The organism is Streptomyces sp. CB01373 (assembly GCF_002803075.1).
In the GTDB taxonomy this organism is placed as follows: domain Bacteria; phylum Actinomycetota; class Actinomycetes; order Streptomycetales; family Streptomycetaceae; genus Streptomyces.
This window is the reverse complement of sequence record NZ_NNBK01000015.1, coordinates 116,928-140,688: the sequence shown is the minus strand read 5'-3', so window position 1 is coordinate 140,688 and position 23,761 is coordinate 116,928. Positions and strand designations below refer to the sequence as shown.

The following is a 23,761-nucleotide window of genomic DNA, read 5'->3' as shown; positions in this document are numbered from 1 at the left end:
CTCGAAACATGTCTTTCGAAAGGGTCGGGACCGTGCCTGTGCGCGGTGGAACGCCGTGTCAGTGGTCGTGTCAGGGGCGTGACAGGCGGGTGACTGGGCCGGCGGGGACCGTGAGGGCATGAATAGTGCGGCGATCGCAGTTTCAGGGCTGCGGAAGGCATACGGCGACAAGGTCGTGCTCGACGGCATCGACTTCGAGGTTGCCGCGGGATCGGTGTTCTCCCTGCTCGGCCCGAACGGAGCCGGCAAGACGACGACGGTGAACGTCCTCACGACGTTGATGCGAGCCGACGAGGGGACGGTGCGCGTCGCCGGGCACGACGTGGTGACCGCGAGCAAGCAGGTGCGCGCGGCCATCGGTGTGACCGGTCAGTTCGCCGCGGTGGACGAACTGCTGTCGGGCCGGGAGAACCTTCAGATGATGGCGGACCTGAAGCGCGTGCGCTCGGGTGGCCGTGTGGTCGCGGGACTGCTGGAGCGGTTCGACCTGGGGGAGTCGGCGGACAAGCCGGCGTCGGCCTACTCCGGCGGTATGCGCCGGAAGCTGGACCTGGCGATGACGCTGGTCGGCAACCCGCGGATCATCTTCCTGGACGAGCCGACGACGGGTCTCGACCCGCGCAGCCGGCGCACGATGTGGGGGATCGTCCGCGAGTTGGTGGCCGACGGAACGACCATCTTCCTCACCACCCAGTACCTCGAGGAAGCCGACCAGCTCGCCGACCGGATCGCGGTGCTCGACCAGGGCCGCCTGGTCGCTCAGGGCACCCCCGAGGAACTCAAGCGCCAGGCCCCCGGCAGTCACGTCCGGCTCCGCTTCACCGGCCTCCACGAACTCGACGCGGCGGCACGGATTTTGGCCGGCTCCACACGGGGCGATCAGGAACTGACCCTGCGCGTTCCCAGCGACGGCGGTTCGAAGTCGCTGCGGGCCGTGCTGGACACGCTCGACGAACACACGATCAACGCCGCCGAGTTCTCCGTGCACACGCCGGACCTCGATGACGTCTTCCTCGCCCTGACCGGGCGCACGAGCACGAGCACCGACACGAGCACCCACACGAGCACGAGCGCGGAGGCGATCGCGAAATGAGCACTGTTCCCACGGCGTTCGGCGACGCGGCCATCATGCTGCGCCGCAACTTCAAGCACACCGCCCGCAATCCGGTCACGGTGTTCCAGGCAGTCCTGTTTCCCATCGTGATGATGCTCATGTTCGTCTACGTCTTCGGCGGCGCCTTCAAAGTCGAGGGGAAATACGTCGACTACGCGGTGCCGGGCCTGCTCGTGATGGCCATCACCTACGGGCTGGGGCCGACCGCGGCGGCCGTGAACGGCGACATGACGAAGGGCATCATCAACCGGTTCAAGGCCATGGACGTCTCTCACGGCGCCGTGCTGGCCGGACATGTCGTCTCCACGACGGTGCGCAGCCTGATCGCCGACGCGGCCATCATCGGCGTCGGCTTCGCGATGGGTTTCCGCCCGCACGCGAGCTTCCTCCAGTGGCTGGCCGCGATCGGCATCATGGTGCTGCTCGCCTTCGCGACCAGCTGGCTCACGGTCGCCATGGGCCTGGGCGCGAAGACCGCGGAGTCGGCGGGCCTGGCCACCGTACCGCTGATCATGCTGCCGTTCCTGAGCAGCGCGTTCGTGCCCGCCGACACGATGGGGACCGGCGTGCGGCAGTTCGCGGAGTACCAGCCCTTCACCCCGATCATCGAGACGCTGCGCGGACTGCTGACGGGCAACCCGTCGAGCGGCGACGCGTTCGCGGCCCTCGCTTGGTGCGTCGGGCTCGGCCTCCTCGGATACGTGTGGGCGGTCTCCGCGTTCAGGAAGCGAGCGTGACCTCGACCAGCTGAGACCAGCCGGTCCGTGTCCCCTCGCGGGCCGCCTCGGCGAACTTCTCGTCGCCGAGTCGGCTCCGCGCGCTCCGCTCGATCCGGGCCACGTCCGGGTGGGAGCGGTCCGGCAGACCGCGCACGCCCGCGCTCGCCGCGAGCAGCCGCGCCGCCTGCTCGTGCTCGTCACGGCGCAGCGCCAGGTCCGCGACCCCGACGAGCACTCCCGCGACCAACGGCGCGTGCCCCGTCTCGGCCGCCGCCTCGCAGGCCGCCGCGCGATGCGCCCGCGCCTCGCGGAGATCGACGGCGAGGTAGCCGAGCAGGTCGTGCCTCACCGCGCGGATGTGCGCCCGCTCCGCCTCGTCGCCCAGTATCGCCGTCGCGGCACCGAGTTGCCTGCGCGCCTCTTCCGCATCGCCGCCCCACCGGGCGAGTTCCGCCTTGGCGAGGGCCAACTCGGCCAGCGCGTCGGGCCAGGTGACCCGCTCCGCGCACCGCTGCGCCTCGGCGATCGCGGCCGCGCAGGCGTCCTCGTCGCCCAGCAGCCAGTACAACTGCGCCTGCCGCGACCGCATGCGGATGACGTCCTCCGTGGCACCGACCTCGGTGACGACCGCGGCCGCCTGCTCGTAGTGCTCGCACGCGGCGGCGAACTCGCCGCGCGCGGCGATCCGGTCCGCCAGCTCCGTCAGCGCGAACGAGATCCCGAACCGCTCACCGAGCACCCGGAACTCGGCGAGCGCCGTCTCCAGGTACGCGTCCGCGTCCCGGCCGCCCTGTCCGAGCACGATCCGCATCTTGCCCAGATGCAGCCGGGCCAGCGCGCGTACCCAGGCGTCCTCGTCGTCGAGCAGCGGTTCGAACGCGGACAGGACCGCGTCCGGCGTGCGCACCATCCGTTCCAGCACCGCCACGAACCCAAGGGTCGGATGGCTGCCCGTACTGCGCCGGCTGAACCGGTACGCCTTGTGGATCCACTCCGCCGTCTGGTGGGCGTCGCCCCGCCCGGAGCTCATGAAGTGCACGACAAGTCCGTACACCATGGCCCGTACGTCGTCGGTCACCTCGCCGGGCGTCCTGGTGGCCGCGGTGATCAGCTCCAGGCCCTCGGCCTTGTGACCGCTGAGCCACCAGTACCAGCCGGCGCCCGCCGCCAGCCGCATCGCCGCCTGTGCCTCACCCGCCGCGAGCGCACCACGCATCGCGGAACCGATGTTGTCGTGCTCGGCCCCGAGCCTGGCGAGCCACTCCAGTTGCTCGGCGCGGCGCAGGTGCGGCTCCGCGGCCTCGGCGAGTTCGGTGAAGCAGGCGAGATGCGCGTGACGCGCCCGGTCCGATTCACCCGCGTCCGCGAGCCGCCGGCCGGCGTACTCCTTGATCGTGCCGAGCATGCGGTAGCGCGGCGCGCTGTCGTCCTCGGTGACCAGCAGCGACTTCTCGGTCAGTGCGGTGAGCAGATCGAGCACCTGCTCCCGCTCGACCGCGTCGCCCGCGCAGACCTGTTCGGCGGCTTCCAGACTCGCCCCGCCGGAGAACACCGAGAGCCTCCGCAGGACCGTCCGCTCGGCCTCGGTGAGCAGCTCCCAGCTCCAGTCGACCACCGCCCGCAGCGTCTTGTGCCGCGGCAACGCGGTACGGCTGCCACTGGTCAGCAGGCGGAACCGGTCGTCGAGCCGGGTGGCCAGCTGGTCGATGGACATGGTGCGCAGCCGGGCCGCGGCCAGCTCGATCGCCAGCGGCATCCCGTCCAGGGCCCGGCAGACACGTACCGTCGTCGCCAACGTGGGGGAGTCGGCCGCCGGATCACGGCGCACCGCCCCGGCCCGGTCCCGCAGCAGCCGGACGGCGGGCGAGGACTCGATCTCCTCCGGGCCCGCGTCCTCGCGCGGCAGAGCCAGTGGCTCGACCAGCCACAGCGCCTCCCCGGTGATGCCGAGCGGCTCCCGGCTCGTCGCCAGGATCCGCAGCCGCCGGCACTCTCCGAGCACCCGGTGGGCGAACACCGCCGCCGACTCGATCACGTGCTCGCAGTTGTCCAGGATCAGCAGCGCCTCGCGCTCGCGGACCGCGGCGATGAGCCGGTCCGTCAGCTCCGTGTCCGGGGCCCCGCCGAGCAGGGCGTCGCGCAGACCCAGCCCGGCGAGCGCCGACTGCGCCACGTCGCCGTCCGAACCGATGGCCGCGAGCTCCACCAGCCAGGCCCCGTCCGGCAGTTCACCGAGCAGCGTGCGCGCGGTCTCCGTGGCCAGCCGGGTCTTTCCCGAGCCGCCCGGCCCGATCACGGTGGTGAGCCGGTGCCCGGCCATGAGCTCACGGACCGCGGCGACGTCGGAGTCCCTGCCGACGAAAGAGGTCAGCTCTGCGCGCAGGTTGGTCCTGCGACTCGTTTCCCGCTGCCCCAACTCGCCCCGCAGCAGCGCGAGGTGCAACGCGGACAGCTCCGCAGAGGGATCGACGCCGAGCGTGTCGGCGAGGGCCTCCCTCGCGCGCTGGTACACCAGCAGCGCCTCGCTGTCGCGACCGGCCGCGACCAGCGCACGCATCAGCGCGGCTACGAGCCGCTCCCGCACCGGGTGCGCGGCCACCAGGTCGGTCAGCTCCGTGACCATCTCCGCGCCGCGTCCGACGGCGACCTCCGCGTCGACCCGCTCCTCCGTGGCGGTCAGGCGCAACCCCTCGAGCCGGACGACCGCGGCGTCGAACGCGGCGCTGTCCTGCAGACCGACGTCCTGCATGGCCGCACCACGCCACAGTTCGAGGGCCTCGCGCAGCAGCGGCACGCGACGGGAGACGTCCTCGGCGCGGGCCTGGCCTGCCACGACGAGACGTTCGAACCGCACTGCGTCGACGGCGTCGGGCTCCACCGGCAACCGGTACCCGTCCGTCTGCCCCTCGACAACCCCGCCCGGCAGCGCCTTCCGTAGCCGGGACACCAGGCGCTGCAGGGCGTTCGTCGCGTCGGCGGGCGGGTGCTCACCCCAGATCCAGTCGATGAGCGATGTCTTCGGGACCACGTGACCCGGCCTGAGCGCGAGGGCGACCAGCAGTCCGCGCAACCGCGCGCCCGGTACGTCGACCAGGAGGCCGTCGTCCGTGCGAACCTCCAGTGGACCCAGCATCCCGATCTGCACCCGCTGATTTTGCCACGGGCGTTCGGCGGGCATCTCCGAGGCGACAACGCCCCCCGGACCGAGCCGTACGAGGGAGCGAGGCTAGGGCCTCTCGTGTGGATCATGCCGGGCTCGCGGGCCCTGGCACCGCTCCCCCTAGCTCTTCGAGCAGGGGGCACCCCCAGCCGCGTTGTCGTCGGTTGGCAGGGCTCCGCCCTGCCGCCCTCCTCCGCCTTGCGACGCTCCCCCACTGCCTGAACGGCGTGGGAGGTGCCCCCAGCACCAGACCCCGCTCCCTGATCCGGCCTGATCCAAACGAAAGACCCTAGGCCTTGCGGGCCAGCCCGGCGGCGATGAGACGTTCCCAGACAGTGAGTTCCCGTTCGCCGGTGCCGCTCCACGGGCCCTCCACCGTGCCGGGACGCCACAGGGGAGCGGGAACGATCCCGGGTTCGAGGATCTCCAGGCCGTCCAGCAGGGTTTCGATCTCCTCGTCGGTGCGCCACCGGCCGCGCCCGAAGGTCTGCTGGAGGACCTTCTCGGCCTCCGCCGTCTCCGGGTTGTTGCCGGAACGGAAATGGCTGACGAAGAAGTAGCTTCCCGAGGGCACCTGGTCCCGCCAGTAGCGGACGATTCCAGCCGGGTCCTCCTCGTCGTTGACGTGGTGGAGGATGGCGCTGAACATGACGGCGACGGGGCGATCGAAGTCGATCAGCTCCAGGGTGTCCGGGTGGGTACGGATGGCCTCCGGGTTCCGTACGTCGACCGGGACGACCCGGGTCCGCTCGTTCTCCTCCAGCAACGCCCGCCCGTGGACCAGCACTTGGGGGTCGGTGTCGACATACACGACCCGGGACTCCGGAGCATGGCGCTGCGCGACCTGGTGGACGTTGTCGGCGGTCGGAAGACCACTGCCCAGGTCGATGAACTGCCGTACCGCGGTGGTCGTGACGATCTCCTCGACCGCCCGGGTCAGGGCCGCACGGTTGGCGAAGGCGATGGCCACCGACCCGGGAAGGTCACGTTTGAACACGTCGCCGATCTCCCGGTCCACGGCGTAGTTGTCCTTGCCGCCGAGCAGGTAGTCGTAGACGCGGGCGATGCTGGGCTTGCTGGAGTCGATGGAGGAGCCGTCAACCGTCATGACGACCATCCTGCCCCCAACGCCACCCGCTCACCACAGCTTTCGGTCGGCTGGCGACACAGTGATCAGCGAGGCCCGGTTCTGCCAAGCGGGTTGGGAGGACCACTGCGGACCCTCCAGCTCCAGCCGACCGACAGCGGCATGCCGGCGCCCGAGTCGGGAGGCGATGCCCGCCGTCGTCCTCGCGAGGGGGCCGTGTGTCAGGTGGTCAGTTCCGTCTGACGCGGCGCTGCCGCAACCGGGACATGGCGGATGTACCACTCGGTGGCGAAGAGGCGCTTCCGTTCATCCGGCGAAAGGCCGGCGATCACACCCGGTAGGGCTCCCCTCTCCACCTCGGAGCGGTGGGCCAGCACCGCGGCGATCTTCTGCTCCATCCAAGGGCCGACATCGACAGTCGCGGTGACGTGTTCGTCCGGAACGCTGAACCTCGCCTTGCGCGCGCCGATCACGTCTCTCAGTGCCGGCACGGCCGAGTGCGGGTGCGTGGCCAGGTACAGGGCACGCGGTTGCCAGGGGGTACCGGTGTCCGGGTAGAACTGCTCCAGTCCGGCCGCTTGGGCGGCGAGCACGGTCACCCGGTGGGTGTGGACGTGATCCGGGTGGCCGGGCAGACCGCCGTACGCGTCATGAGTGACCATGATGTCCGGGCGGAACTCACGGATGTGCGCCACCAGCCCCCGCACCGCCTCGTCCAGCGGCGCATCGCGGAACCGCGGGCAGCCCGGGGCCGACCGCGGTACACGCGCATCGGCGAAGCCGAGCATGCGCGGGCTGCCGGCGCCGAGGATCCGGAGCGCCTCGGCCAACTCCCTGGCCCGCGGGGTGCCTGCGCCCCAGGTCGCGGTGACGACCGCGGTCCGCGCGCCCGCGGACGCGTGACGCGCGAGCACCCCGCCTGCCGACAACGACTCGTCGTCCGGGTGGGCGAAAACCGCGAGCAGGCTCGGCACAGGCATGGACGGACCACCTTCCGGTGCGAAGGAAGCCTGACTTTACGTCACATACGGACCCCGCGGGCGAACCGTTGTCCCCCCGCAGGAGATGCGCACAAGGGAGCTCCCCGAGGTGACGGACTCCGGCCGCCGGATCCGTAGCGCTCGAGGCAATCGCGGCGCCCAAGTCGCGGATCACGCCGAGCGGTTCTCACGAGGCGGGTCTGGCAGCTGTTGGCCGGTGGCAACGATGTGGCCCGGCGGGCGAGCTTGTAAGAAGCCCCTCACCTCACTTATGGTCTTCTTGACGATAAGCGAGGGAAGGGGCTTCATGACCGCGAATACGGTGGGCAAGCGCGCCGCGACCGGAGCATTGATCGGGCTTGCCCTCGGCGACGCTCTCGGTTTTCCGACCGAGTTCAACGACGTGCCCTCGATTCTCGCCAAGTGCGGCCCATGGCGGGAAATGGAACTGCCGAAGCGCGCGATCGTCTCCGATGACACGCAGATGACCCTCGCCCTCGGCCGCGGGCTCAGAACCGCCATGGAACGGGGCCTGCTCACCCCGAAGCGGCTGGAGCGGCCGCTGCGCGAGGAGTTCGTCGACTGGTACCAGTCGCCGGAGAACAACCGGGCCCCGGGCAGAACCTGCCTGACCGCCTGCGCTCTGCTGAAGGCGGAGGGACGGGTCTGGCAGGAGGCCAGCCAGATCGGCTCGAAGGGATGCGGCGCCAACATGCGCGTGGCCCCCATCGGGCTCGCCCCCGGGCTCAGCGACGAACAGCGCGCCGGTGCCGCCCAGTTGCAGTCCGCGCTCACCCATGGTCACCCGACGGCCCTGGCGGCCTCGGACCTCACCGCGCACGCGGTACGCCTGCTTGCTCAGGGCACCGACCCCGCGGGACTCGTCGGCCGGCTGCGGTCGTACGCCGAAGACAACCGCACCCGCTACCACCACACCTGGCTCGGAGACCTGTGGACCCGCTCCCAGGACCCGACCCCCGAGCACTTCATCGCGCGCGGCTGGGACGAGTGCCTGGAGATACTCGGACGGCTCCGGGAGGCCGTGCGCACCGTCTCCCCGGAAACCGACCCGTGCCTGGCCACGGGTGTGGGCTGGGTCGCCGAGGAGGCCTTCGCCACCGGCCTGCTGTGCTTTCTGCTCTTCCCCGACGAACCGGTCACCGCCCTGCGCCGAGCCGCCTGTTCCTCCGGCGACTCGGATTCCATCGCCTGCCTCACCGGCGCCTTCGCGGGCGCCTGGCTGGGCACGGACGCCTGGCCCGCCCCGTGGGCGGACCGGATCGAGTACCGGGCCGACCTGCTCGCCCTGGGAGAACTCTGGGACGCGTAGGTGCTGCTGGAGCGCACGAGGACACATGACCCTTCGGCGTCCCTCGATGGTCGACGGAGCGTCCGCGTGCGTCACTGGAGCACCTCGGCGCCACGGCCGGCCGCGATCACAGTACGCAGAGGCAAGGCGACGGCGACCAGGAGCCCACTGACCCACAGGCGAGGCACCTCGGTTCCACCGGAGTCGGCCTGTGCCACCAGCGTCATGTGCCGTGACACCTGGGCAGCGCGGTGGCCCGATCACCGTGCCCAGGCGGGCGTCGAGGACCACTCCGACATGCCAGTGGTACAACGAATGGCTGTGCGTTCCTCGCCCTCGGTTGTTTGATCCGGCCATCCGCCACTCGCTTGGATGCCCATGGTCGGCACGAGGTTGTTCGGATGGGCGAGAGGCGTTTCGGAGATGACAGGCAGGCGGTCGCTGGGGCGGCGGTTCGGGTGGTTGTGGGCCTCGTACGCGGTCAGCTCGTACGGCACCGGGTTCGGGTTCGGCGCGTTTCCGCTGATCGCGGTCCTCGTGCTGCACTCCGGTCCGGCCGAGGTGGCGGCGCTGTCCGCCGCGGGGCGGGCCGTGGGGGCGCTGGTGGCGGTGCCGCTGGGCCCGTGGGTGGAGTTCCGCCGCAAGCGGCCCGTCATGATCGCGGCGGACCTGGTCCGGTTCGCTGCTCTGATGAGCGTCCCTGCCGCCTTCGCGTTCGGCCGGCTCAGCTTCGCCCAGCTGCTCGTCGTGTCCGTCTGCGTCGCCGCGGCCAACATCGCCTTCACCGCGGCCGGCGGTGCGTATCTGAAGGCGCTCCTGCCGCCGGAGGACCTGCTCGTCGCGAACAGCCGGTTCGAGTCCACGACGTGGTCCGCGACCATGGTGGGACCACCGCTCGGCGGAGCCGCGATCGGGCTGTTCGGCCCGGTGACGACCGTCATGGCCGACGCGGTCAGCTACCTGCTCTCGGCGCTCGGCATCCGCGCCATCGGAGGGACGGAGCCGCGCCCCGCACGTACCGGCGCCCCGCGGCTTCGAGCAGGCGATCTGCTCGAAGGATGGCGCCACATCCTCACCCACCCCGTGCTGCGCCCGCTGTTCTTCAACACGCTCGCGGTCAACGGCCTGATCATGGCCTCCGAACCCCTGCTCGCCGTACTTCTGCTGAACCGCCTCGGTTTCGCACCCTGGCAGTACGGCTTGGTGTTCGCGGCCCCATGCATCGGTGGCCTCGTCGGCTCACGCCTGGCCCGCCGACTCGTGGCACGGTCCGGGCAGCACAGGGTGATGCGCACCTTCGGGGTACTGCGCGCCTGCTGGTCTGTCGGATTGGCGTTCGTCCAACCCGGCCTCCCCGGGATCCTCCTCGTCATCGCCGTCCAACTCGGCCTCATCACCTGCTGCGGCGTGTACAACCCCGTGCTGTCCACCTACCGACTCGACCACACCGACCCCGACCGCGTCGCCCGCACACTCGCCGCATGGTCGGTCAGTACCAGCACCGCCATCGCGGCCCTGACCGCCGCGTGGGGCCTGCTGGCCGCCGTCACCAGCCCCCGCATCGCCCTCGCCGCCGCCGGAGTGCTCCTCCTGGCGACCCCGCTGCTGCTCCCGCGCCGCGAGCACGCCCCCCAGAACACAGCGGAACAGGCCGCGAGCCTCACCTGACGCACCGCAGCCATACGGTTGGCTCGGCGAGTGGACGAGCAAGGCGGTGCCCGCTCCCACATCTTCCGCGGGTAAAGGGCGGGCGATACTTTCGTTATGTACGCGTGAGATGCGAGCAGGCAGGCGGATGGCACACTCCTGCCTGCCATGAAGAGATCACCAATGAAGAAGCGTCTCAGACCCCTGCTGCTGTCCGCCGCGTGCCTGACCTTCGCTGTCGCCGCGAGCGCGTGCGGTCCGGCCGACGAGGGGGCCACGTCGGTGAAGTCCACAACCGGGGGGTCAATTCCCCAGAAGACAGCGGCGAGTTCACCGGTGAGTCCCTCGGCGACCGCATCGCCGACTCCCACCCCGGCCCGCACCACGTACACGCCCACACAGAAGCCCACACCAAAGCCGACCCCGAAGCCGACACCCGTCAAGAAGACGGTCGCACCGCCCACTCGCGCCGCCTGGCCGCGCACCTCCTTCGCCGGGCTGACGTTCGAGATACCCCCGGGCTGGACCCTGACGAAGTACGGCAGCGACGCCTGCGTACAGCCCCTCCAGCGGGCCGGTCTGGCCACGGCGTTCGGCTGCGCCGGAATCGCCATCAAGTCCGGCTCCATCACCGGCAACGAACTGCGCCCCTACGAGGCCCGTCAGTCCGGCGGCTGGTACGCGGCCACCGACGTCCAGCCCTGCCCGGTCCGCCCGACCCTCGCGGACGGTTCCTTCAACGGCATCACCAGCGGCACGTCGTCGCCGCCGATCGAGTCCGGCCTGCGCCCGGTGGGCAGCCGCACGGCGGCCTACGACCGCTGGACGGCCGCCTGCACGAGCGGCTACCGCTTCTCACCCCAGGCGTGGCACCTGCCCGTCTCCCGGGTGCTGTTCCTCGACTACACGGGCCACGCGGAGACGGCCCGTGTACTGGAGTCGGTCCGCTTCCCCGGCTGATCGTCACCCCGGTCACCCTGACCCACCGCGGCTTACGGGAAAGCCTCGAAGCCCTGGACCCATGCTCCGGGGCTTTCCGCCCGCCCTCCTACAGGACGCACCGGTAACGAACCTCCGGCACCGACACTCCGTCGTAGTCATCAGCCTGAACAGCACCGTCGGCGGTGTAGCCGGCCCGCTCGTAGAAGCGACGTGCCCGAGTGTTGTCGGTGAGGACCCACAACAGCATCAGGCTGAAGCCACGCACACGAGCGTGAGCGTGCACGGCGTCGAGGAGCGTACGCCCGATTCCCGTCCCGACGAGTGAGGGCTGCACGTACAGGGCGTAAAGCTCACCCACAGCCGCACCGGTCCCGTCGCCGCCGGAACGCCCAAGGCACGCCCAGCCCACCACTCGTCCGTGAGTGTCGACCGCCACCAGGTTGGTCGTGCTGGTCGTGCCCTCCTTCGAGCTGTCGAAGTGCCGACGGCGCTGCTGAATATCCGCCTCGACCGTCATGCCGTCGAGGAAGGACCGTGGCACGATCCCGTCATAGGCGGCCTGCCAGCCGGTCACTCGTATCGCCGATACAGCCGGAACATCGGCTTCCGTCATGGCTCGCACAGTCAACATCCCGGAACCGTACGAGACCCGCCACCACGTCCGCCCGGGAATTACGGCAGCGCCCGCCCCGCTACGCCGACCTCATGTGCGGGACGTGAGCCAGTCTCTGTAGTGGGTGGGCGCGATGCGGGCGTCGCCCTTGGCGATGATGGCGTCGCCGCGGACGGCGGCGAACATGCCGGCGGTGTCATCGGTGACGACCGTGCGGCCGTCGGGGCGGGCGTTCAGAGTGACCTGGCCGAGTTCGTCGAGGGCGAAGACATCGGGGCCGGCGATGTTGAGGGTGCCGTTCAGCGGGGGGCCGACGGCGACGTCGGCGACGGCGTCGGAGACCTCCTGGGCGGCGATCGGCTGGACAAGGGTGCTGGGCAGGCGGACGGTGCTGCCCTCGGTGGTCGAGGACAGGACGGCGTCGATGAACTCCATGAACTGGGTGGCGCGGACGATGGAGTAGGGGATCGGCCCGGCCTTGAGGATGTCTTCCTGCAGGGTCTTCGCCTGGTAGTAGACGAATCCGGGCACCTGGTCGGTACCGACGATCGAGAGGATGACGACGTGCCCGACCCCGCCCTTGTGGCCGGCGGCCAGGACGTTGTCCATGGAGGTCCGGAAGAACGCCAGGGAAGCCTCGTCGAAGGTCGGGGAGTTCGTCACGTTGACGACGACGTCGGCACCGGCCACCGCCTCCTCCAGACCCTGGCCGGTGATCACGTCCACGCCTGTGGACAGCGAGAGCGGCGCCGCTTCATGTCCTGCCGCGTTGAGCTTCTTCACGACCTGCGAGCCGATCAGGCCGGTACCGCCGATCACCGCGCACTTCATGGGTCACCTTTCGTCGCGCACCACGGCGGGCCGTCACCTCGCACAGTGACCGCCCCACGCCGCCAACCACGGGCGCGTGATCGCGGGTGGATCACGGCCATGCCTCCAGGTTGCTACGGCGCCGTGCGCGGCGCACGCCGCCCGGATCACGTCGTCGGGCTGCTGCGCACCCATGAGAGTGAACAAGCACCGTGAGGGGAAACGGTCGGCGACCTCTGACCTGCGGGTTGCCATGTGAGCGGGGCGGATGTGCTGTTGCGATCACGCGAATGATCGGTATGCAATGAATGGCCGAACGCGACCGAGTCGGTATGGCGGGCACCAGACCTTGAAAACCGTGATGCTCCGGGAGAGTCGATGGCCTCGAAGCCTCCTGTTCCCCCGTTCACCCGGGAGAGCGCGACCGAGAAGGTCCGCCTCGCCGAGGACGCGTGGAACACCCGGGACCCTGAGCGTGTAGCTCTCGCCTACACGGTCGACAGCCGCTGGCGCAACCGTGCCGAATTCATCAACGGTCGCGAGCAGATCGTCGCCTTCCTCACCAGGAAGTGGACCAGGGAACTGGGCTACCGGCTCATCAAGGAGCTGTGGGCTTTCGAGGGGAACCGCATCGCCGTACGCTTCGCCTACGAGTGCCACGACGACTCGGGCAACTGGTTCCGTTCCTACGGAAACGAGAACTGGGAATTCGACGAGCAGGGCCTGATGCGGGTCCGCCTGGCGAGTATCAACGACCTTCCTGTCAAGGAAGAGGAGCGCAAGTACCACTGGCCCCTCGGCCGCCGTCCCGACGACCACCCGGGTCTGAGCGACCTGGGTCTCTAGCACTCCGCTCGCCGCCCGTGGTGGGCCCGAGCACCGGCTGCCAAGGATTCGGCGCGCTGCCGCCGTTGGCCGGTGAGCAGCGCGATACCGATGGCCAGGCCGACGGCGAACTCCGCGCACCATAGAGGTGCGGCGCCGGTGTAGGCACGCTCAATGAACGCGCGGAAGAGGGCCTCACCGAGGAACGGGGCCGCCAGCGCGGATGCGCGGATCATCACGGACCTGTGTGCTGCCCAGTTGCCAAGGGCACCGAAGGCCGCACCGGTGATCAGTGCGGCTATGACCCACTGCCGCATGCCGATGGCCCATTCCGAGGCGAGGTGCGCCCGCACTCCGACGGCCCCGTGTCCCAGATGGCCGTAGTACATGACTATCCGGTCAGGGGGAAAAAGCGCGTTCCAGAGCCCACGGCCGTAGAACCCGATGACCGCCGAGAGAACACCGGCGAACCCAGCGAGCATCGAGCGTACCCAGCCCGTCCAGAGCAGGCCTGCCACGACAGCGATCAGCGGGAAGGGCGCTGCAAGGTTCGCGATCCAGAACCGATGCGGATCCGAAGGCGAGGGGATGAAGGACACGCCTGTGCCGTACGCGGCAGGCAGCGTCACGAGCAGCAAGGGGCGGGTTCTGTGAATTGCCCGCGCAACACAAGACACCGAGCCGGTCGCTCCTTCGCACGTCTGGCTGAGGGTGCGGTCGGGGTGGCCCCGGATCAGTGCTCCGCCCCTGTCTGGTCGCCCGCCATCCAAACACCCACCCCGAGCAAGATCAACATGGCATCAACAGTGGCCACACCCGTCTCCGCACCGACCCGACCAGCAAGTTCACGGTCGACAGTCGGCGTTTAGGCCATCCCCAGGCTCTTCCGGCAGACCGTGGAGCTGTGGCGAACCCTCATGCCCACGCGCAGGTACAGGGTGAGCGCGCCGGTGTCGGAATGCGTGCCGAGGGTGCACGTCCGCCGGCCTTGCCGATGGAAGGCGCGGAAGGCGTGAAGCAGGAGCAGGCGGCGACCATCTCAGCGCGGCCGGGTGATCTTCGCCGCCGGGCTGGGCGGCCCGATCGAGGACGAGTACCGCAGCTTCGGCGACGCCGCCGAGCCACGCCTCCTCGCCGAGCGGCTGGACGAGGGACTGGACCTGTTGAGGCGATACTGGTCCGGCGAGCCGGTGAACCACCGAGGCCGGCACTACGAGGCCAGGAACGTGGCGCTACTGCCCGCCCCCGTGCAGCGTCCCCGTCCACCGGTGTGGATCGGCGGGTTCTGGCCGCGTCGCCCGCCCATGCGGCGAGCAGCGCGGTGGGACGGCGTGGTGCCGCTCTTCGAGACGGCCCGCCATGGTCATGTACCGGACGCGTCCGAAGTGCGCGAACTCGTCGGCTATGTGCGCAAACACCGTTAGGCCGGGGCCGAGTTGCCCTTCGAGTTCGTGCTGGGCGGTGCCACGCCCCCGGACGCGGCGAAGGCCAGGGACGTGATCGGTCCGCTGCGCGACGCCGGCGCCACCTGGTGGGACGAACGACAAGTGCAGACCGGCCCCGACCTCGACCGCCTGCCGCCAGTACTGCGCCGCATGGAGGCGGGGCCGCCGGTGTTCTGATGAGCCAGGTGGTCCGGGCGACGGCGGAGCGCCCAGGACCCCCGCGAACGCGCCGCCAGCAGATGACAACGATCGTTGTCCGGGCTGAAAACGATCCTTTGTACGACGGGTGTCGTCCGCGTAGGCTGCACGCCATACCGCAACTGATGAGAACCGGGAGACAACCGGTGAGGCCCATGTCGTCCCTCTCCGAGACGCTTCAGCGATTAGACGCCCTCATCGAAGATCAGCGGTTGAACGGTGCGGAACTCCTCGAGCCACTCCGGCTGGCAGAGAAGACGGCTCTGCCGGAGAGCACCGTCCGCACGCTCCTCGCCGGGGGAACACCACCCCGTGAGGAGGTTGGTGAACGGGTCTGCGCACGGGTGAGAATTCTCGCCGACGCCCACCTGGCCCGGACCGGGAGACGAAAGCCGGAGCTGGTCGCCGCCGTGCACCGGCAGCGCGGGGTATCCGAGGTGTGGGCCCGGCAGATCATCGACGGCAGGAAGGTTCCCTCCGTCGAACTCCTCCACGCCCTGGTGAAGTTCTTCGACCTCAACGACGCGCGGGCCCTGATGAAGAAGTACGGCGTGGCCGCCACGGACATGCGCCACCACGGAAGCCTGACCGCCGAGCAGCTCGAGACGCTCCTTGCCGGCGTCATCAAGTCCGTCATGCCCCCACAGGAGGACAACGGCCGATGAGTACCCGCGCCATGAAGTCTCTGCTCACCACCCTCGGCAGGGAAGCGTCCAGGACCGTCCGGCGGCCCGACGAACCGAGGGCCGTCATGAACGCGTTCTGCCAGGCCATGAGCGCACGCACGGGCCGCCCCGTCCAACTGGCCTTCCGCTCGTTCCCCGCGGACCTGCCCGTCCCGGTCTCCGGCATGAGGATCGACTTCGGCGAGCGCTCCGTCATCGTCGTCGAGCAGAGCATGCACCCCGAGGCCCAGCTCGTCATCCTCGGGCACGAGCTGTGGCACGAGGAGAACGGTGACTGCGGCCACCACGTCGCCGGCATGAACGCGGCGGCCCGCGCCACCACCGGCGTGGCGCCCGAAGCCGTGCGGCGAGCGGTCGAGCAGATCCTCACCACGGAGGAAGTCCCACGGGACGCCCTGCTGACCGTCGCAGCCCGGTCCGACTCGGTCGACAGCCAGGAAGTGGACGCCGAGACCTTCGGCCTGCTCTTCGGCCGTGAGGTCCGCACGTGGGTGACCGGCCGGTACGCGGAGAGCCCGGTCAGCGCGACCACCGTGGAGGGCCGCCTGAACCTGTCGCTCCTTAACCGGGGCGGGCGCCTTCTCCGATGAGCCCCCACTTCCATGTGCCGTACCTGCTGCCCACCGCTCTGCTCGCCATCGCGCTCGCCTTCAAGACGCCGACCTTCTTACGCGCCTGGCGCGACCCCGACGTCAGGGCGACCACCCTGCTGCTCACCTGGGCCACGGCCGTCCTCGTGGTGATCAACCCGATCAACATTCACCGGCTCAACGTACTGACCGGCGTCCCCAACATCGCGGCGCCCTGGGCGTACTCGTTCCTCACCGCGTTCAACGCGACCGGCCTGACCATGATCATCCGGTGGCGGGAGGCACCCTCCGAAGGCCGTCGGCGGCGGATGATCCGCATCTACTGGATCTACGCGGCCGTCGGAGTCGGCCTCTGGGCGACGTTCCTCCTGGCCCACGCCCCCGAACCCCGCGTCTACGACCTCGACACCTACTACGCCTGCACGCCCTGGATGCGCGAGCACATCCTGCTGTACGTGCTCGCGCACATGGTGTCGGCCCTGGTCGCCACCTACATGCTGTGGCGGTGGCTGCCCGAAGTGACCAACCGGTGGCTGAAGACCGGCGTGGTCTTCCTGCAACTCGGGTTCGCCTCCGGGCTGGTCTTCGACGTCACCAAGCTGATCGCGGTGAGCGCCCGCTGGTTCGGAGCCGACCTCGATGTTCTCAGCACCAAGGCCGCGCCTCCCTTCGCGCTCATGGAAGCCATTCTGGTCGCCCTCGGGTTCATCGCCCCGCAGACCGGGCCCGCCCTGCAACGGTGGAGCCGGGACCAGCGTGACTACCGGCGGCTGCGGTCCCTGTGGCGCGTGGTCCGCGTCGTCAGGACCGCCGCGGCCACCGCCCGGCTCGGCTTCTGGGCCCCGGTCGATCTGCGCCTGATGCAGCGCCGGCAGCGCATCCATGACGCGCTGCGCCTGCTCGCCCCCTACCTCGACCAGGGCCTCTACCGGCAGGCGTACGAGGCGGCCGCGGCCGCCCACGGCGCCGACGAGGCCCACGGGATCGCCGGGGCCGTCGCCGTCCAGGCCGCGACCGACGCGTACCGCGACCAGACCCCCATCGTCGGCGGCCGGCCCCAGCAGGCCGCACCCGACATCGCCGACCACATCGACGCCGTCTCCCGGGCCCTGTCCCGCCCCCGCCTCATCGGCAGCATCCGCCGGCGGGTGACCAGCACAGAGAGTGTGACCGCACATGCCTGACACAACCGCCCGCCGGCCCACCGTCATCGTCATCGGCGCCAGCGCCGCGGGTCTTTTCGCCGCCGCCGCACTCACCGACCACGCCGACGTCACCCTCCTCGAACGGGACACCCTGCCCGACGGCCCCGAGCCCCGCCGCGGCGTTCCCCAGGCCCGGCATGCCCACCTGGTGTGGAGCGGCGGCGTACGCGCTTTCAACGACCTGGTGCCCGGCCTCGTCGACGGCGTCGTCGCCGAGGGCGGCCGCCTGGTCCACATCATGGGCGACATGGTCTCCCGCGCTCCCAACGAGGTGTGGTTCCGCCGTTTCACGGCGACGCACCACCGCAACCTCGTCAGCTCCCGCGACCTCCTCGACGCCGTGCTGCGCCGGCACGTCCTCGCCGACCAGCGAATAACGCTCCGTCAGAACACCACCGCCCTGGCCCTCGTGGGCGACGCCGACCGTGTCACCGGTGTCCAGGTCCGCACGGGCGACGACACGTCCGTCCTCACCGCCGACCTCGTCATCGACGCCTCCGGCCGCGGATCCCGTGCCCCCCAGTGGCTCGAGGACCTCGGCCTGCCCCGCGTCACCGAGCGGGAAGTCGACGCCGGCGTCGCCTACGCCACCCGCGTCTACCGCGCACCGGGCACCACCGCCGACAGGGACTTCCCCCTCATCAACGTCCAGGCCAACCCCGCACACGCGCCCGGCCAGGGCGGGATCATCCTGCCCGTGGAGGACGGCCGCTGGATCGTCACGCTCTCCGGCACCCGCGGCGGCGAACCCACCGGCGACCCCGACGCGTTCGTCGACTTCGCGCTCGGCCTGGGCGACCCCGTCATCGGGGAACTGCTCAAGACCGCCGAGCCGCTCGGCGACGTCGCCACCACACGCAGCACCGCCAACCACCGCCGCTACTACGAGAAACTCGCCCGCTGGCCCGACGGGTTCACCCTCCTCGGTGACGCCATCGCCGGATACAACCCCGTCTACGGCCACGGCCTCACCGTCGCCGCTCAGGGCGCCCTCGCCGTCCGCGACACCCTGCGCACCACCCCGGTCACGGCCCCTGGTCTCGCGCGCCGCCTCCAGCGCGTCGCGGCCCGGCCCGTCGCCGCCGCCTGGGACCTGGCCGTCGGCCAGGACGCGTTCTACCCCGGCGCCAGTGTCACCCCGCCCACCGCAGTGGAGCGCTACCTCGCCGCGTTCGTCGACCGGGCAGTGGCCACCGGCGCCCGCAACCCGCGCGCGCTCGGCGCCCTCCTGGACGTGATGAGCATGGAGAAGCCGGCGACCCGCCTGTTCTCCCCGGACATGCTCGTCCCGATGCTGCTCGGACCGAAGCGTCCGTTCCTGGCCAAGCCGCCCCTCACCGACGACGAGCGGTCGGCCGCCAACCCCTGACCCGGATCATCCTCGCTCGACCGGGCAAGTCACTGGGGCCCCGTACGACTGACGTACGGGGCCCTCCCGTTCCTCGAACCGGGCACGAGGGCTTGCCGTCACTGGCGGTGGGCGCGCCATTCCGGGGCGAGGACCGCCCACATCTCCTTGTCGTAACGGGTGCCGCCGTAGGGCCAGTACTCCCGCCGCACACCCTCGAGGGTCATGCCGAGCCGCTTGGCCACCGCGGAGCTGCGCCCGTTGTCGGCCCGGCAGTGCCACTCGGCCCGGTGCACCCCGCGGGAGGTGAACGCCCACTCCAGCAAGGTGCGGCACGCCTCCGTCACCAGGCCGTGCCCCTCGGCGGCCGGCTCCAGCCAGCAACCGATCTCGCACGAACCGGAGACGGCGTCGAAGTCCACGAACATCACGCCGCCGACCAGCACGCCGTCGAGCCAGATGCCGTAGATGCGGGCGCCGTCCGCGGCCTGGCGCTCCGCGTACCGGCGCAACGTGGCCCGCGCGCCGTCGACATCGTCGGTGACGAACTTCGCCCCGACCCAGGGCCGGATGTGCTCGCGCGCCCGGTCCATATGGGCGGCGAACTCCTCGGCGTGCCATATCTCGAGCGGACGCAGAAGAGCGTTGTCCCGCAGCGGCAGGGAGAACATGGTGACCCCATTCACACAACAAGCGTTATGGTTATGTACGGTAGCAGCATGCCACGCACCAAGGGGGACCACGAGGCCCGCCGGCGCGACGTCTCCGAAGCGGTCTGGCGGGTGCTGGCCGCGCACGGCTTCGGCGGACTGACCATGCGCGCCGTCGCCGCCGAACTCGACGCGACCACCGGTCTGCTCACCCACTACTTCCCCACCAAGCGCGACCTCGTCGCATACGCCCTGGACCTGCTCGAACCGCGCAGCGACGCCCGTCTTCGCCGTACCGCGGGGAAAGGCATGTCCGCCGTGCGGGCCGCGCTCCTCGACGTCCTGCCGCTGACGGACGAGGCCACCGTCAGCAACCGGATCTGGGTGTCCTCCTGGGACATCGCGCTCGCCGACCCGGAGCTGAGCGCCGACTACGCCGGCAAGTACGCGCGAAGCCGCGACAAGCTCCGCGACCTGGTCGCCGCGGCCCAGCAGCTCGGCGAACTGCCCGCAGGAGACGCGGCCCGCGTCGCGGCCGGCATCCAGTCCTTCGTGCTCGGCCTGGTCGTACAGGCCCTCCTCGACCCCGAGGCGTTCCCGCCCCACCGCCAGATCGAGCTCCTCGACGACTACCTGGCGACGCTGGTCTTCCCGCCCCCGCCCGGTGACGGTCGGGCGGCCTCGTCCTGATGCGGCTTCACTCGGCTTTCCGGTGGGAGGCGAAGAACTCGGTCATTCGCTCCAGGCCCCGCTCGCCGAACATGGTCTCCAGGCTGGTGGCGGACTCGGCGGCGGACGCCTCGCCGCGCGGGAAGAGCGCTTCCTCGTACGCGGTCAGGGCCGCCTCCGTGTCGCCGGGGTGGGCGGCGATCGCCAGGCCGAGTTCGCCCTGCCCGTCGGACACCGCTGGGACCATGTCCCGGGCGTGAGCCTCCCGGTGCGCGAGGAAGCCGCGCTGATCACCGAGGCAGATGAAGAACCCGTCACCGAGGAGGGCGGCGCTGCCGGGGTGCCGGGCGTCGGCGTCGAGCAGATCGGTCTCGATGAACGAGGTGCCGGTGCAGGCGGGCTCGGCCGGGGAGAGCAGCGGTAGGACGCGCGACCAGGAGGTCGGTGGTGATGGCGGATCCGTCGGCGGCAGGGCCGCTCAGGTACGCGTAAAGGTCACGGGCCTTCGGCGTGATGTGCGCCGAAGGCCCGTGGGTGTGCCGGCCCGGGGTACCCGACGACCGGTCACGGAACCAGCGTGACAGGGAGCCTCTCAAGTCCGCGGAAGGCGGGGAACGGGACCTTGAGCCATTCGGCCTCGGACGCCGGGAAGTCGAGGTCGATCTTCGGGAACTTCTGGAAGAGCGTGGTCAGCGCCGTCCGCATCTCCATCCTGGCCAACGGCGCACCGAGGCAGTAGTGCGCCCCGCTGCCGAAGCCGAGGTGCGCGCTCTGCAGACCCGGCCGCTTCACGTCGAAGGTGTCGGGGCAGGCGAACTTCTCCGGGTCCCGGTTCGCGGAGGCGACCGCGACCTGCACGAGGGAACCCTTGGGAATGAGCGTGCCGCTGATGTCGATGTCCTCCAGCGCGTGCCGGAACGTCGCGTTCTCCACCGAGCCCTCGAAGCGGATGACCTCCTCGATCGCGTTCGGCAGCAGTTCCGGGTCCTCCAGGACCTCGTGCAGTTGGTCGCGATGGGTCAGCAGGTTGAACACGGCGTTGCCGATGAGGTACGCGGTCGTCTTGTGGCCGGCGAAGAGCAGCACCCACAGGGTCGACAGAAGCTCGCCGTCGGTCATGGCGCCCTGCTCGTCCTGCGTCCGGATCAGATCACTGAGCAGGTCGTCGGACGCGTTCTCCCGCTTCCGCGAGATGAGTTCGGCGAAGTAGTCCCGCAGTGATCCCTCGGCCTGTGCCAGCTTTTCCTTGTCCGCCTTGCTGAATCCGGTCCGTGCGACGGTGGTGCACCATTTCTGTGCTTGTGCGCGCTCGTGCTCGGGAATTCCGATGAGTTCGCAGATCACGATGAGCGGGAGCGGGAAGGCGAAGGACGACAGCAGGTCGATGGGCCCGTCGGTGGAACAGCGGTCCAGCAGTTCGTCGGTGACCTGCTGAATACGAGGACCCAAGGACTCGATACGCCGCGGACTGAACGCCCTGTTGACGATGCGGCGCAGCCGGGTGTGCTTGGGCGGGTCCGCGAAGAGCATGTTGTCGTCGAGCGCGATGGACGAGTCGCCGAAGATGGTGTGGTACGCGTCCATCGCCGCGTACATGTCCTTGCTGATGCGGGGGTCCGTCAGGGCGGCCTTGGCGTCGTCGAACCGGGTGATCAGATAGGTGGACACCCCGTGCGGGGGAGTCAGCCGGCACACCGGGGCCGACTCACGCAGGCACGCGTACACCGGATAGGGGTTGGCGCGGTACTCCACTGAACCGCGTGAGGCCGCCGCGATCGCGTCCGCTGTCGAGTTCGTCGTGTCCCGTTCGTCGAGCTGAGTCATCATCCCGGCCTTTCTGAAAGCTTCCGCCCCGGCCACGGGACAGCAGATGTGCGACTTACCATCCACCGGTCCCCGGAAGGATCCCGTGCATAAACGCGATTCGCCCGATCGCACCCACTGGCCTCCCGCACGGCCGCCGGGGCCCATTCGTACGGGCTGCGGCGGGGCGGATGTGCCTCTGTTCGGGTGATCGCTGCTTATCGGCTCGCCGAGCATGGCAAAAAACTGAGAGCGAGCCACGGAACCCATCGGCCCCCGTGCTGCGAAGACGCTGATCCGGAGGAGAACGCGATGAACGATCGCGGCAACGAGTATGTGCCCGTCCTGGTCGTGGGGGGCTCACTCGTGGGCCTGTCCGCATCCGTGTTCCTCGGACGCCTGGGCATCCAGCACTGTGTCGTCGAGCGTCACGCCGCCACGTCTGCGCATCCGCGCGGCCGCGGCAACAACATGCGGACGATGGAACTGTTCCGGACCGCCGGGCTCGAACCGCGGATCCGGCAGGCCGCGACCACGCTGTCGAAGAACCACGGGATCCTGCAGGTGGACACCCTGCGCGGAACGAACCGGCGGTGGCTCTCGGCGCGGATCACGGGCAGGCCGCCCGAGGCGGACCTGTGCTCGACGATGCGCTGCGCCTGCAGCCAGAACGATCTGGAACCGGTCCTGCTGCAAGGTGCCCGCGACCTGGGCGGGGACGTGCGCTTCAGCACGGAACTGCTGTCCTTCAGCCAGGACGACGACGGGGTGCAGGCCGTTCTGCAGACCAGGGACACCGGCGAGACGTACACGGTGAGGTCGGACTACCTGCTCGCCGCCGACGGTCCCCGCAGCCCCGTCCGCCAGCGGCTCGGGATCGAGCACTCGGGCTCGGGCGATCTGTTCCACAACGTCAGCGTCACCTTCCGCAGCAAGATGCTGCGCGAGGTCGCGGGGGAGCAGAAGTTCGTCGTCTGCTACGTCACCGACCCCGCCGGCGAAGGCGTGCTGCTGCCCGTGGACAACGAGGAGCAGTGGGTCTTCCACGTGCCCTGGTTCCCGGAGCGCGGACAAACGCTGGAGCACTTCACCGATGCCCGGATCACCGACCACATCCGGGCTGCGGCCGGGGTGCGCGATCTGGACGTGGAGATCACCGGACGAGCACCGTGGCACGCGGCGGACCGCGTGGCGAACAGCTATCGGGACGGACGCGTCTTCCTCATCGGTGACTCCGCTCACGAGATGCCGCCGACCGGGGCGTTCGGATCCAACACCGGTATCCAGGACGCGCACAACCTCGCCTGGAAGATCTCCGGGGTCCTCCGGGGCTGGGCGGACCCGGCGCTGCTGGACAGCTATGAGGCCGAGCGCAGGCCGGTGGCACAGACCACCAGCGCGCGGGCGACGATCCAGGCGGCTCGCGAACAGCACCCCGGCTACTCCGCCAGGACGGCGTCGAACGACACCGCGGACCTGATGACCGTGGCGCTGGGTTATCGCTACGCATCGCGGGCGGTGGTGGGCGCGAACGCGGACGACCCCGTCCTCCCCGACGTCCTGTGCCTGAACGGCGAGCCCGGAAGCCGCGCACCGCATCTCTGGGTCACACGCGACGGGGCGAAGGTCTCCACCGTCGACCTGTACGAGCGGTCCTTCGTCCTGCTCTGCGGGGGTCCTGCCTGGCACACCGCTGCCCGTACCGCGGGCGCGCGGCTCAACGTACCGCTCGACGTCCACTCCGTCGGCGACGGGGCGGAGTACGACCTGGACACCGGCGGCGACGCGGACTGGGCCTCGGTGCACGGCGTCGCACCGGAGGGCGCGGTGCTGGTACGTCCGGACGGCTTCGTGGCCTGGCGGGCCGAGGCCGGGACGGCGGACATGGAAAAGGAACTGACCGGCGCTCTCCTCCAGATTCTCGGGCGCTGAACCCCGCCGCGGCCCGGAACGCGGAGCCT

The 23,761-nt window shown here is 70.2% G+C and carries 21 protein-coding genes and 2 pseudogenes; 13 read left to right on the top strand and 10 right to left on the bottom strand.

The annotated features are described in order from the left end of the window. Positions 1 to 118 precede the first annotated feature (118 nt). The gene (locus CG719_RS24795) at positions 119 to 1,093 is read left to right on the top strand and encodes an ATP-binding cassette domain-containing protein (RefSeq protein WP_100570889.1); all 975 of its coding nucleotides are present in this window, start codon (positions 119 to 121) and stop codon (positions 1,091 to 1,093) included. Continuing rightward, positions 1,090 to 1,851 carry an ABC transporter permease gene (locus CG719_RS24790; RefSeq protein ID WP_100570888.1) on the top strand — a complete coding sequence of 254 codons (762 nt, stop codon included), beginning with the start codon at positions 1,090 to 1,092 and terminating at the stop codon, positions 1,849 to 1,851. Before CG719_RS24795 ends, CG719_RS24790 begins: the two co-directional genes overlap by 4 nt. Here CG719_RS24790 and CG719_RS24785 read toward each other — a convergent pair. The 3 genes from CG719_RS24785 to CG719_RS24775 form a co-directional block, all read right to left on the bottom strand. Next, positions 1,835 to 4,978: a BTAD domain-containing putative transcriptional regulator gene (locus CG719_RS24785; protein ID WP_100570887.1), complete on the bottom strand. Its 3,144-nt coding sequence runs from the start codon at positions 4,976 to 4,978 to the stop codon at positions 1,835 to 1,837. The two genes, CG719_RS24790 and CG719_RS24785, sit on opposite strands and share 17 nt — an antisense overlap. A gap of 304 nt (positions 4,979 to 5,282) precedes the next feature. Further along, on the bottom strand, positions 5,283 to 6,101 hold the full coding sequence (locus tag CG719_RS24780) for an SAM-dependent methyltransferase (RefSeq protein WP_100570886.1): 819 nt from the start codon (positions 6,099 to 6,101) through the stop codon (positions 5,283 to 5,285). A 200-nt stretch (positions 6,102 to 6,301) separates the two neighbouring features. Further along, positions 6,302 to 7,060: a PIG-L family deacetylase gene (locus CG719_RS24775; protein WP_100570885.1), complete on the bottom strand. Its 759-nt coding sequence runs from the start codon at positions 7,058 to 7,060 to the stop codon at positions 6,302 to 6,304. 307 nt (positions 7,061 to 7,367) lie between these two features. Between CG719_RS24775 and CG719_RS24770 the strand changes: the two genes are divergently transcribed. Further along, on the top strand, positions 7,368 to 8,390 hold the full coding sequence (locus CG719_RS24770) for an ADP-ribosylglycohydrolase family protein (RefSeq protein ID WP_100570884.1): 1,023 nt from the start codon (positions 7,368 to 7,370) through the stop codon (positions 8,388 to 8,390). A 71-nt stretch (positions 8,391 to 8,461) separates the two neighbouring features. On the opposite strand, the gene CG719_RS37195 is transcribed toward CG719_RS24770, so the two are convergent. After that, the gene (locus CG719_RS37195) at positions 8,462 to 8,596 is read right to left on the bottom strand and encodes a hypothetical protein (protein WP_267895368.1); all 135 of its coding nucleotides are present in this window, start codon (positions 8,594 to 8,596) and stop codon (positions 8,462 to 8,464) included. Between the two features lie 196 nt (positions 8,597 to 8,792). Here CG719_RS37195 and CG719_RS24765 point away from each other — a divergent pair, with 196 nt between their 5' ends. Beyond that, positions 8,793 to 10,037: an MFS transporter gene (locus CG719_RS24765; RefSeq protein WP_100570883.1), complete on the top strand. Its 1,245-nt coding sequence runs from the start codon at positions 8,793 to 8,795 to the stop codon at positions 10,035 to 10,037. 162 nt (positions 10,038 to 10,199) lie between these two features. Further along, the gene (locus CG719_RS24760; protein WP_100570882.1) at positions 10,200 to 10,976 is read left to right on the top strand and encodes a hypothetical protein; all 777 of its coding nucleotides are present in this window, start codon (positions 10,200 to 10,202) and stop codon (positions 10,974 to 10,976) included. 88 nt (positions 10,977 to 11,064) lie between these two features. Here CG719_RS24760 and CG719_RS24755 read toward each other — a convergent pair whose 3' ends face one another. Further along, complete coding sequence (locus CG719_RS24755) at positions 11,065 to 11,571, bottom strand: GNAT family N-acetyltransferase (RefSeq protein ID WP_100570958.1); 507 nt, start codon at positions 11,569 to 11,571, stop codon at positions 11,065 to 11,067. Between the two features lie 90 nt (positions 11,572 to 11,661). Beyond that, a complete protein-coding gene (locus CG719_RS24750; protein WP_100570881.1) occupies positions 11,662 to 12,402 on the bottom strand; it encodes an SDR family oxidoreductase in 741 nt (246 codons plus the stop codon). Between the two features lie 357 nt (positions 12,403 to 12,759). Between CG719_RS24750 and CG719_RS24745 the strand changes: the two genes are divergently transcribed. Next, on the top strand, positions 12,760 to 13,227 hold the full coding sequence (locus CG719_RS24745) for a nuclear transport factor 2 family protein (protein WP_100570880.1): 468 nt from the start codon (positions 12,760 to 12,762) through the stop codon (positions 13,225 to 13,227). On the opposite strand, the gene CG719_RS24740 is transcribed toward CG719_RS24745, so the two are convergent. Continuing rightward, entirely contained in the window at positions 13,224 to 13,844 is a 621-nt protein-coding gene (locus tag CG719_RS24740; RefSeq protein ID WP_100570879.1) for a hypothetical protein, read from the bottom strand. The genes CG719_RS24745 and CG719_RS24740 overlap by 4 nt on opposite strands. Positions 13,845 to 14,252: 408 nt before the next feature. On the opposite strand from CG719_RS24740, the pseudogene CG719_RS24730 reads away from it, so the two are divergent. The 5 genes and pseudogenes from CG719_RS24730 to CG719_RS24710 form a co-directional block, all read left to right on the top strand. Beyond that, a pseudogene (locus tag CG719_RS24730) lies at positions 14,253 to 14,828 on the top strand (LLM class flavin-dependent oxidoreductase); the annotation flags it as partial. Beyond that, positions 14,828 to 15,514, top strand: coding sequence for a hypothetical protein (locus tag CG719_RS24725; RefSeq protein ID WP_234375750.1), 687 nt, complete (start codon positions 14,828 to 14,830; stop codon positions 15,512 to 15,514). The pseudogene CG719_RS24730 and the gene CG719_RS24725, both read left to right, overlap by 1 nt. Further along, positions 15,511 to 16,125: a toxin gene (locus CG719_RS24720; protein ID WP_100570877.1), complete on the top strand. Its 615-nt coding sequence runs from the start codon at positions 15,511 to 15,513 to the stop codon at positions 16,123 to 16,125. Before CG719_RS24725 ends, CG719_RS24720 begins: the two co-directional genes overlap by 4 nt. Beyond that, positions 16,122 to 17,309 (top strand): MAB_1171c family putative transporter, encoded by a 1,188-nt coding sequence (locus CG719_RS24715; RefSeq protein ID WP_100570876.1) that lies wholly within the window; start codon positions 16,122 to 16,124, stop codon positions 17,307 to 17,309. Before CG719_RS24720 ends, CG719_RS24715 begins: the two co-directional genes overlap by 4 nt. Next, positions 17,302 to 18,699 carry an NAD(P)/FAD-dependent oxidoreductase gene (locus tag CG719_RS24710; RefSeq protein WP_100570875.1) on the top strand — a complete coding sequence of 466 codons (1,398 nt, stop codon included), beginning with the start codon at positions 17,302 to 17,304 and terminating at the stop codon, positions 18,697 to 18,699. The genes CG719_RS24715 and CG719_RS24710 overlap by 8 nt, the downstream gene beginning before the upstream one ends. A 98-nt stretch (positions 18,700 to 18,797) precedes the next feature. On the opposite strand, the gene CG719_RS24705 is transcribed toward CG719_RS24710, so the two are convergent. Continuing rightward, a complete protein-coding gene (locus CG719_RS24705) occupies positions 18,798 to 19,349 on the bottom strand; it encodes a GNAT family N-acetyltransferase (protein ID WP_100570874.1) in 552 nt (183 codons plus the stop codon). A gap of 48 nt (positions 19,350 to 19,397) precedes the next feature. On the opposite strand from CG719_RS24705, the gene CG719_RS24700 reads away from it, so the two are divergent. Beyond that, positions 19,398 to 20,018, top strand: coding sequence for a TetR/AcrR family transcriptional regulator (locus tag CG719_RS24700; protein WP_100570873.1), 621 nt, complete (start codon positions 19,398 to 19,400; stop codon positions 20,016 to 20,018). A 7-nt stretch (positions 20,019 to 20,025) separates the two neighbouring features. Here CG719_RS24700 and CG719_RS36720 read toward each other — a convergent pair. Together CG719_RS36720 and CG719_RS24690 are read right to left on the bottom strand one after the other, a co-directional pair. Next, positions 20,026 to 20,464 (bottom strand): annotated as a pseudogene (locus tag CG719_RS36720) (FAD-dependent monooxygenase); the annotation flags it as partial. A 97-nt stretch (positions 20,465 to 20,561) separates the two neighbouring features. Then, positions 20,562 to 21,821 (bottom strand): cytochrome P450 family protein, encoded by a 1,260-nt coding sequence (locus CG719_RS24690; RefSeq protein ID WP_100570957.1) that lies wholly within the window; start codon positions 21,819 to 21,821, stop codon positions 20,562 to 20,564. A gap of 291 nt (positions 21,822 to 22,112) precedes the next feature. Between CG719_RS24690 and CG719_RS24685 the strand changes: the two genes are divergently transcribed. After that, entirely contained in the window at positions 22,113 to 23,732 is a 1,620-nt protein-coding gene (locus CG719_RS24685) for an FAD-dependent oxidoreductase (protein ID WP_100570872.1), read from the top strand. Positions 23,733 to 23,761 lie beyond the last annotated feature (29 nt).

Coding starts and splice junctions, on each gene's coding strand:
- CG719_RS24725 (WP_234375750.1), top strand. CDS start 14,828: ATGAGCCAGGTGGTCCGGGCGACGGCGGAGCGCCCAGGACCCCCGCGA.
- CG719_RS24745 (WP_100570880.1), top strand. CDS start 12,760: ATGGCCTCGAAGCCTCCTGTTCCCCCGTTCACCCGGGAGAGCGCGACC.
- CG719_RS24790 (WP_100570888.1), top strand. CDS start 1,090: ATGAGCACTGTTCCCACGGCGTTCGGCGACGCGGCCATCATGCTGCGC.
- CG719_RS24710 (WP_100570875.1), top strand. CDS start 17,302: ATGCCTGACACAACCGCCCGCCGGCCCACCGTCATCGTCATCGGCGCC.
- CG719_RS37195 (WP_267895368.1), bottom strand. CDS start 8,596: ATGACGCTGGTGGCACAGGCCGACTCCGGTGGAACCGAGGTGCCTCGC.
- CG719_RS24765 (WP_100570883.1), top strand. CDS start 8,793: ATGACAGGCAGGCGGTCGCTGGGGCGGCGGTTCGGGTGGTTGTGGGCC.
- CG719_RS24795 (WP_100570889.1), top strand. CDS start 119: ATGAATAGTGCGGCGATCGCAGTTTCAGGGCTGCGGAAGGCATACGGC.
- CG719_RS24700 (WP_100570873.1), top strand. CDS start 19,398: ATGCCACGCACCAAGGGGGACCACGAGGCCCGCCGGCGCGACGTCTCC.
- CG719_RS24780 (WP_100570886.1), bottom strand. CDS start 6,101: ATGACGGTTGACGGCTCCTCCATCGACTCCAGCAAGCCCAGCATCGCC.
- CG719_RS24690 (WP_100570957.1), bottom strand. CDS start 21,821: ATGACTCAGCTCGACGAACGGGACACGACGAACTCGACAGCGGACGCG.
- CG719_RS24755 (WP_100570958.1), bottom strand. CDS start 11,571: ATGACGGAAGCCGATGTTCCGGCTGTATCGGCGATACGAGTGACCGGC.
- CG719_RS24715 (WP_100570876.1), top strand. CDS start 16,122: ATGAGCCCCCACTTCCATGTGCCGTACCTGCTGCCCACCGCTCTGCTC.
- CG719_RS24750 (WP_100570881.1), bottom strand. CDS start 12,402: ATGAAGTGCGCGGTGATCGGCGGTACCGGCCTGATCGGCTCGCAGGTC.
- CG719_RS24705 (WP_100570874.1), bottom strand. CDS start 19,349: ATGTTCTCCCTGCCGCTGCGGGACAACGCTCTTCTGCGTCCGCTCGAG.
- CG719_RS24775 (WP_100570885.1), bottom strand. CDS start 7,060: ATGCCTGTGCCGAGCCTGCTCGCGGTTTTCGCCCACCCGGACGACGAG.
- CG719_RS24720 (WP_100570877.1), top strand. CDS start 15,511: ATGAGTACCCGCGCCATGAAGTCTCTGCTCACCACCCTCGGCAGGGAA.
- CG719_RS24760 (WP_100570882.1), top strand. CDS start 10,200: ATGAAGAAGCGTCTCAGACCCCTGCTGCTGTCCGCCGCGTGCCTGACC.
- CG719_RS24685 (WP_100570872.1), top strand. CDS start 22,113: ATGAACGATCGCGGCAACGAGTATGTGCCCGTCCTGGTCGTGGGGGGC.
- CG719_RS24770 (WP_100570884.1), top strand. CDS start 7,368: ATGACCGCGAATACGGTGGGCAAGCGCGCCGCGACCGGAGCATTGATC.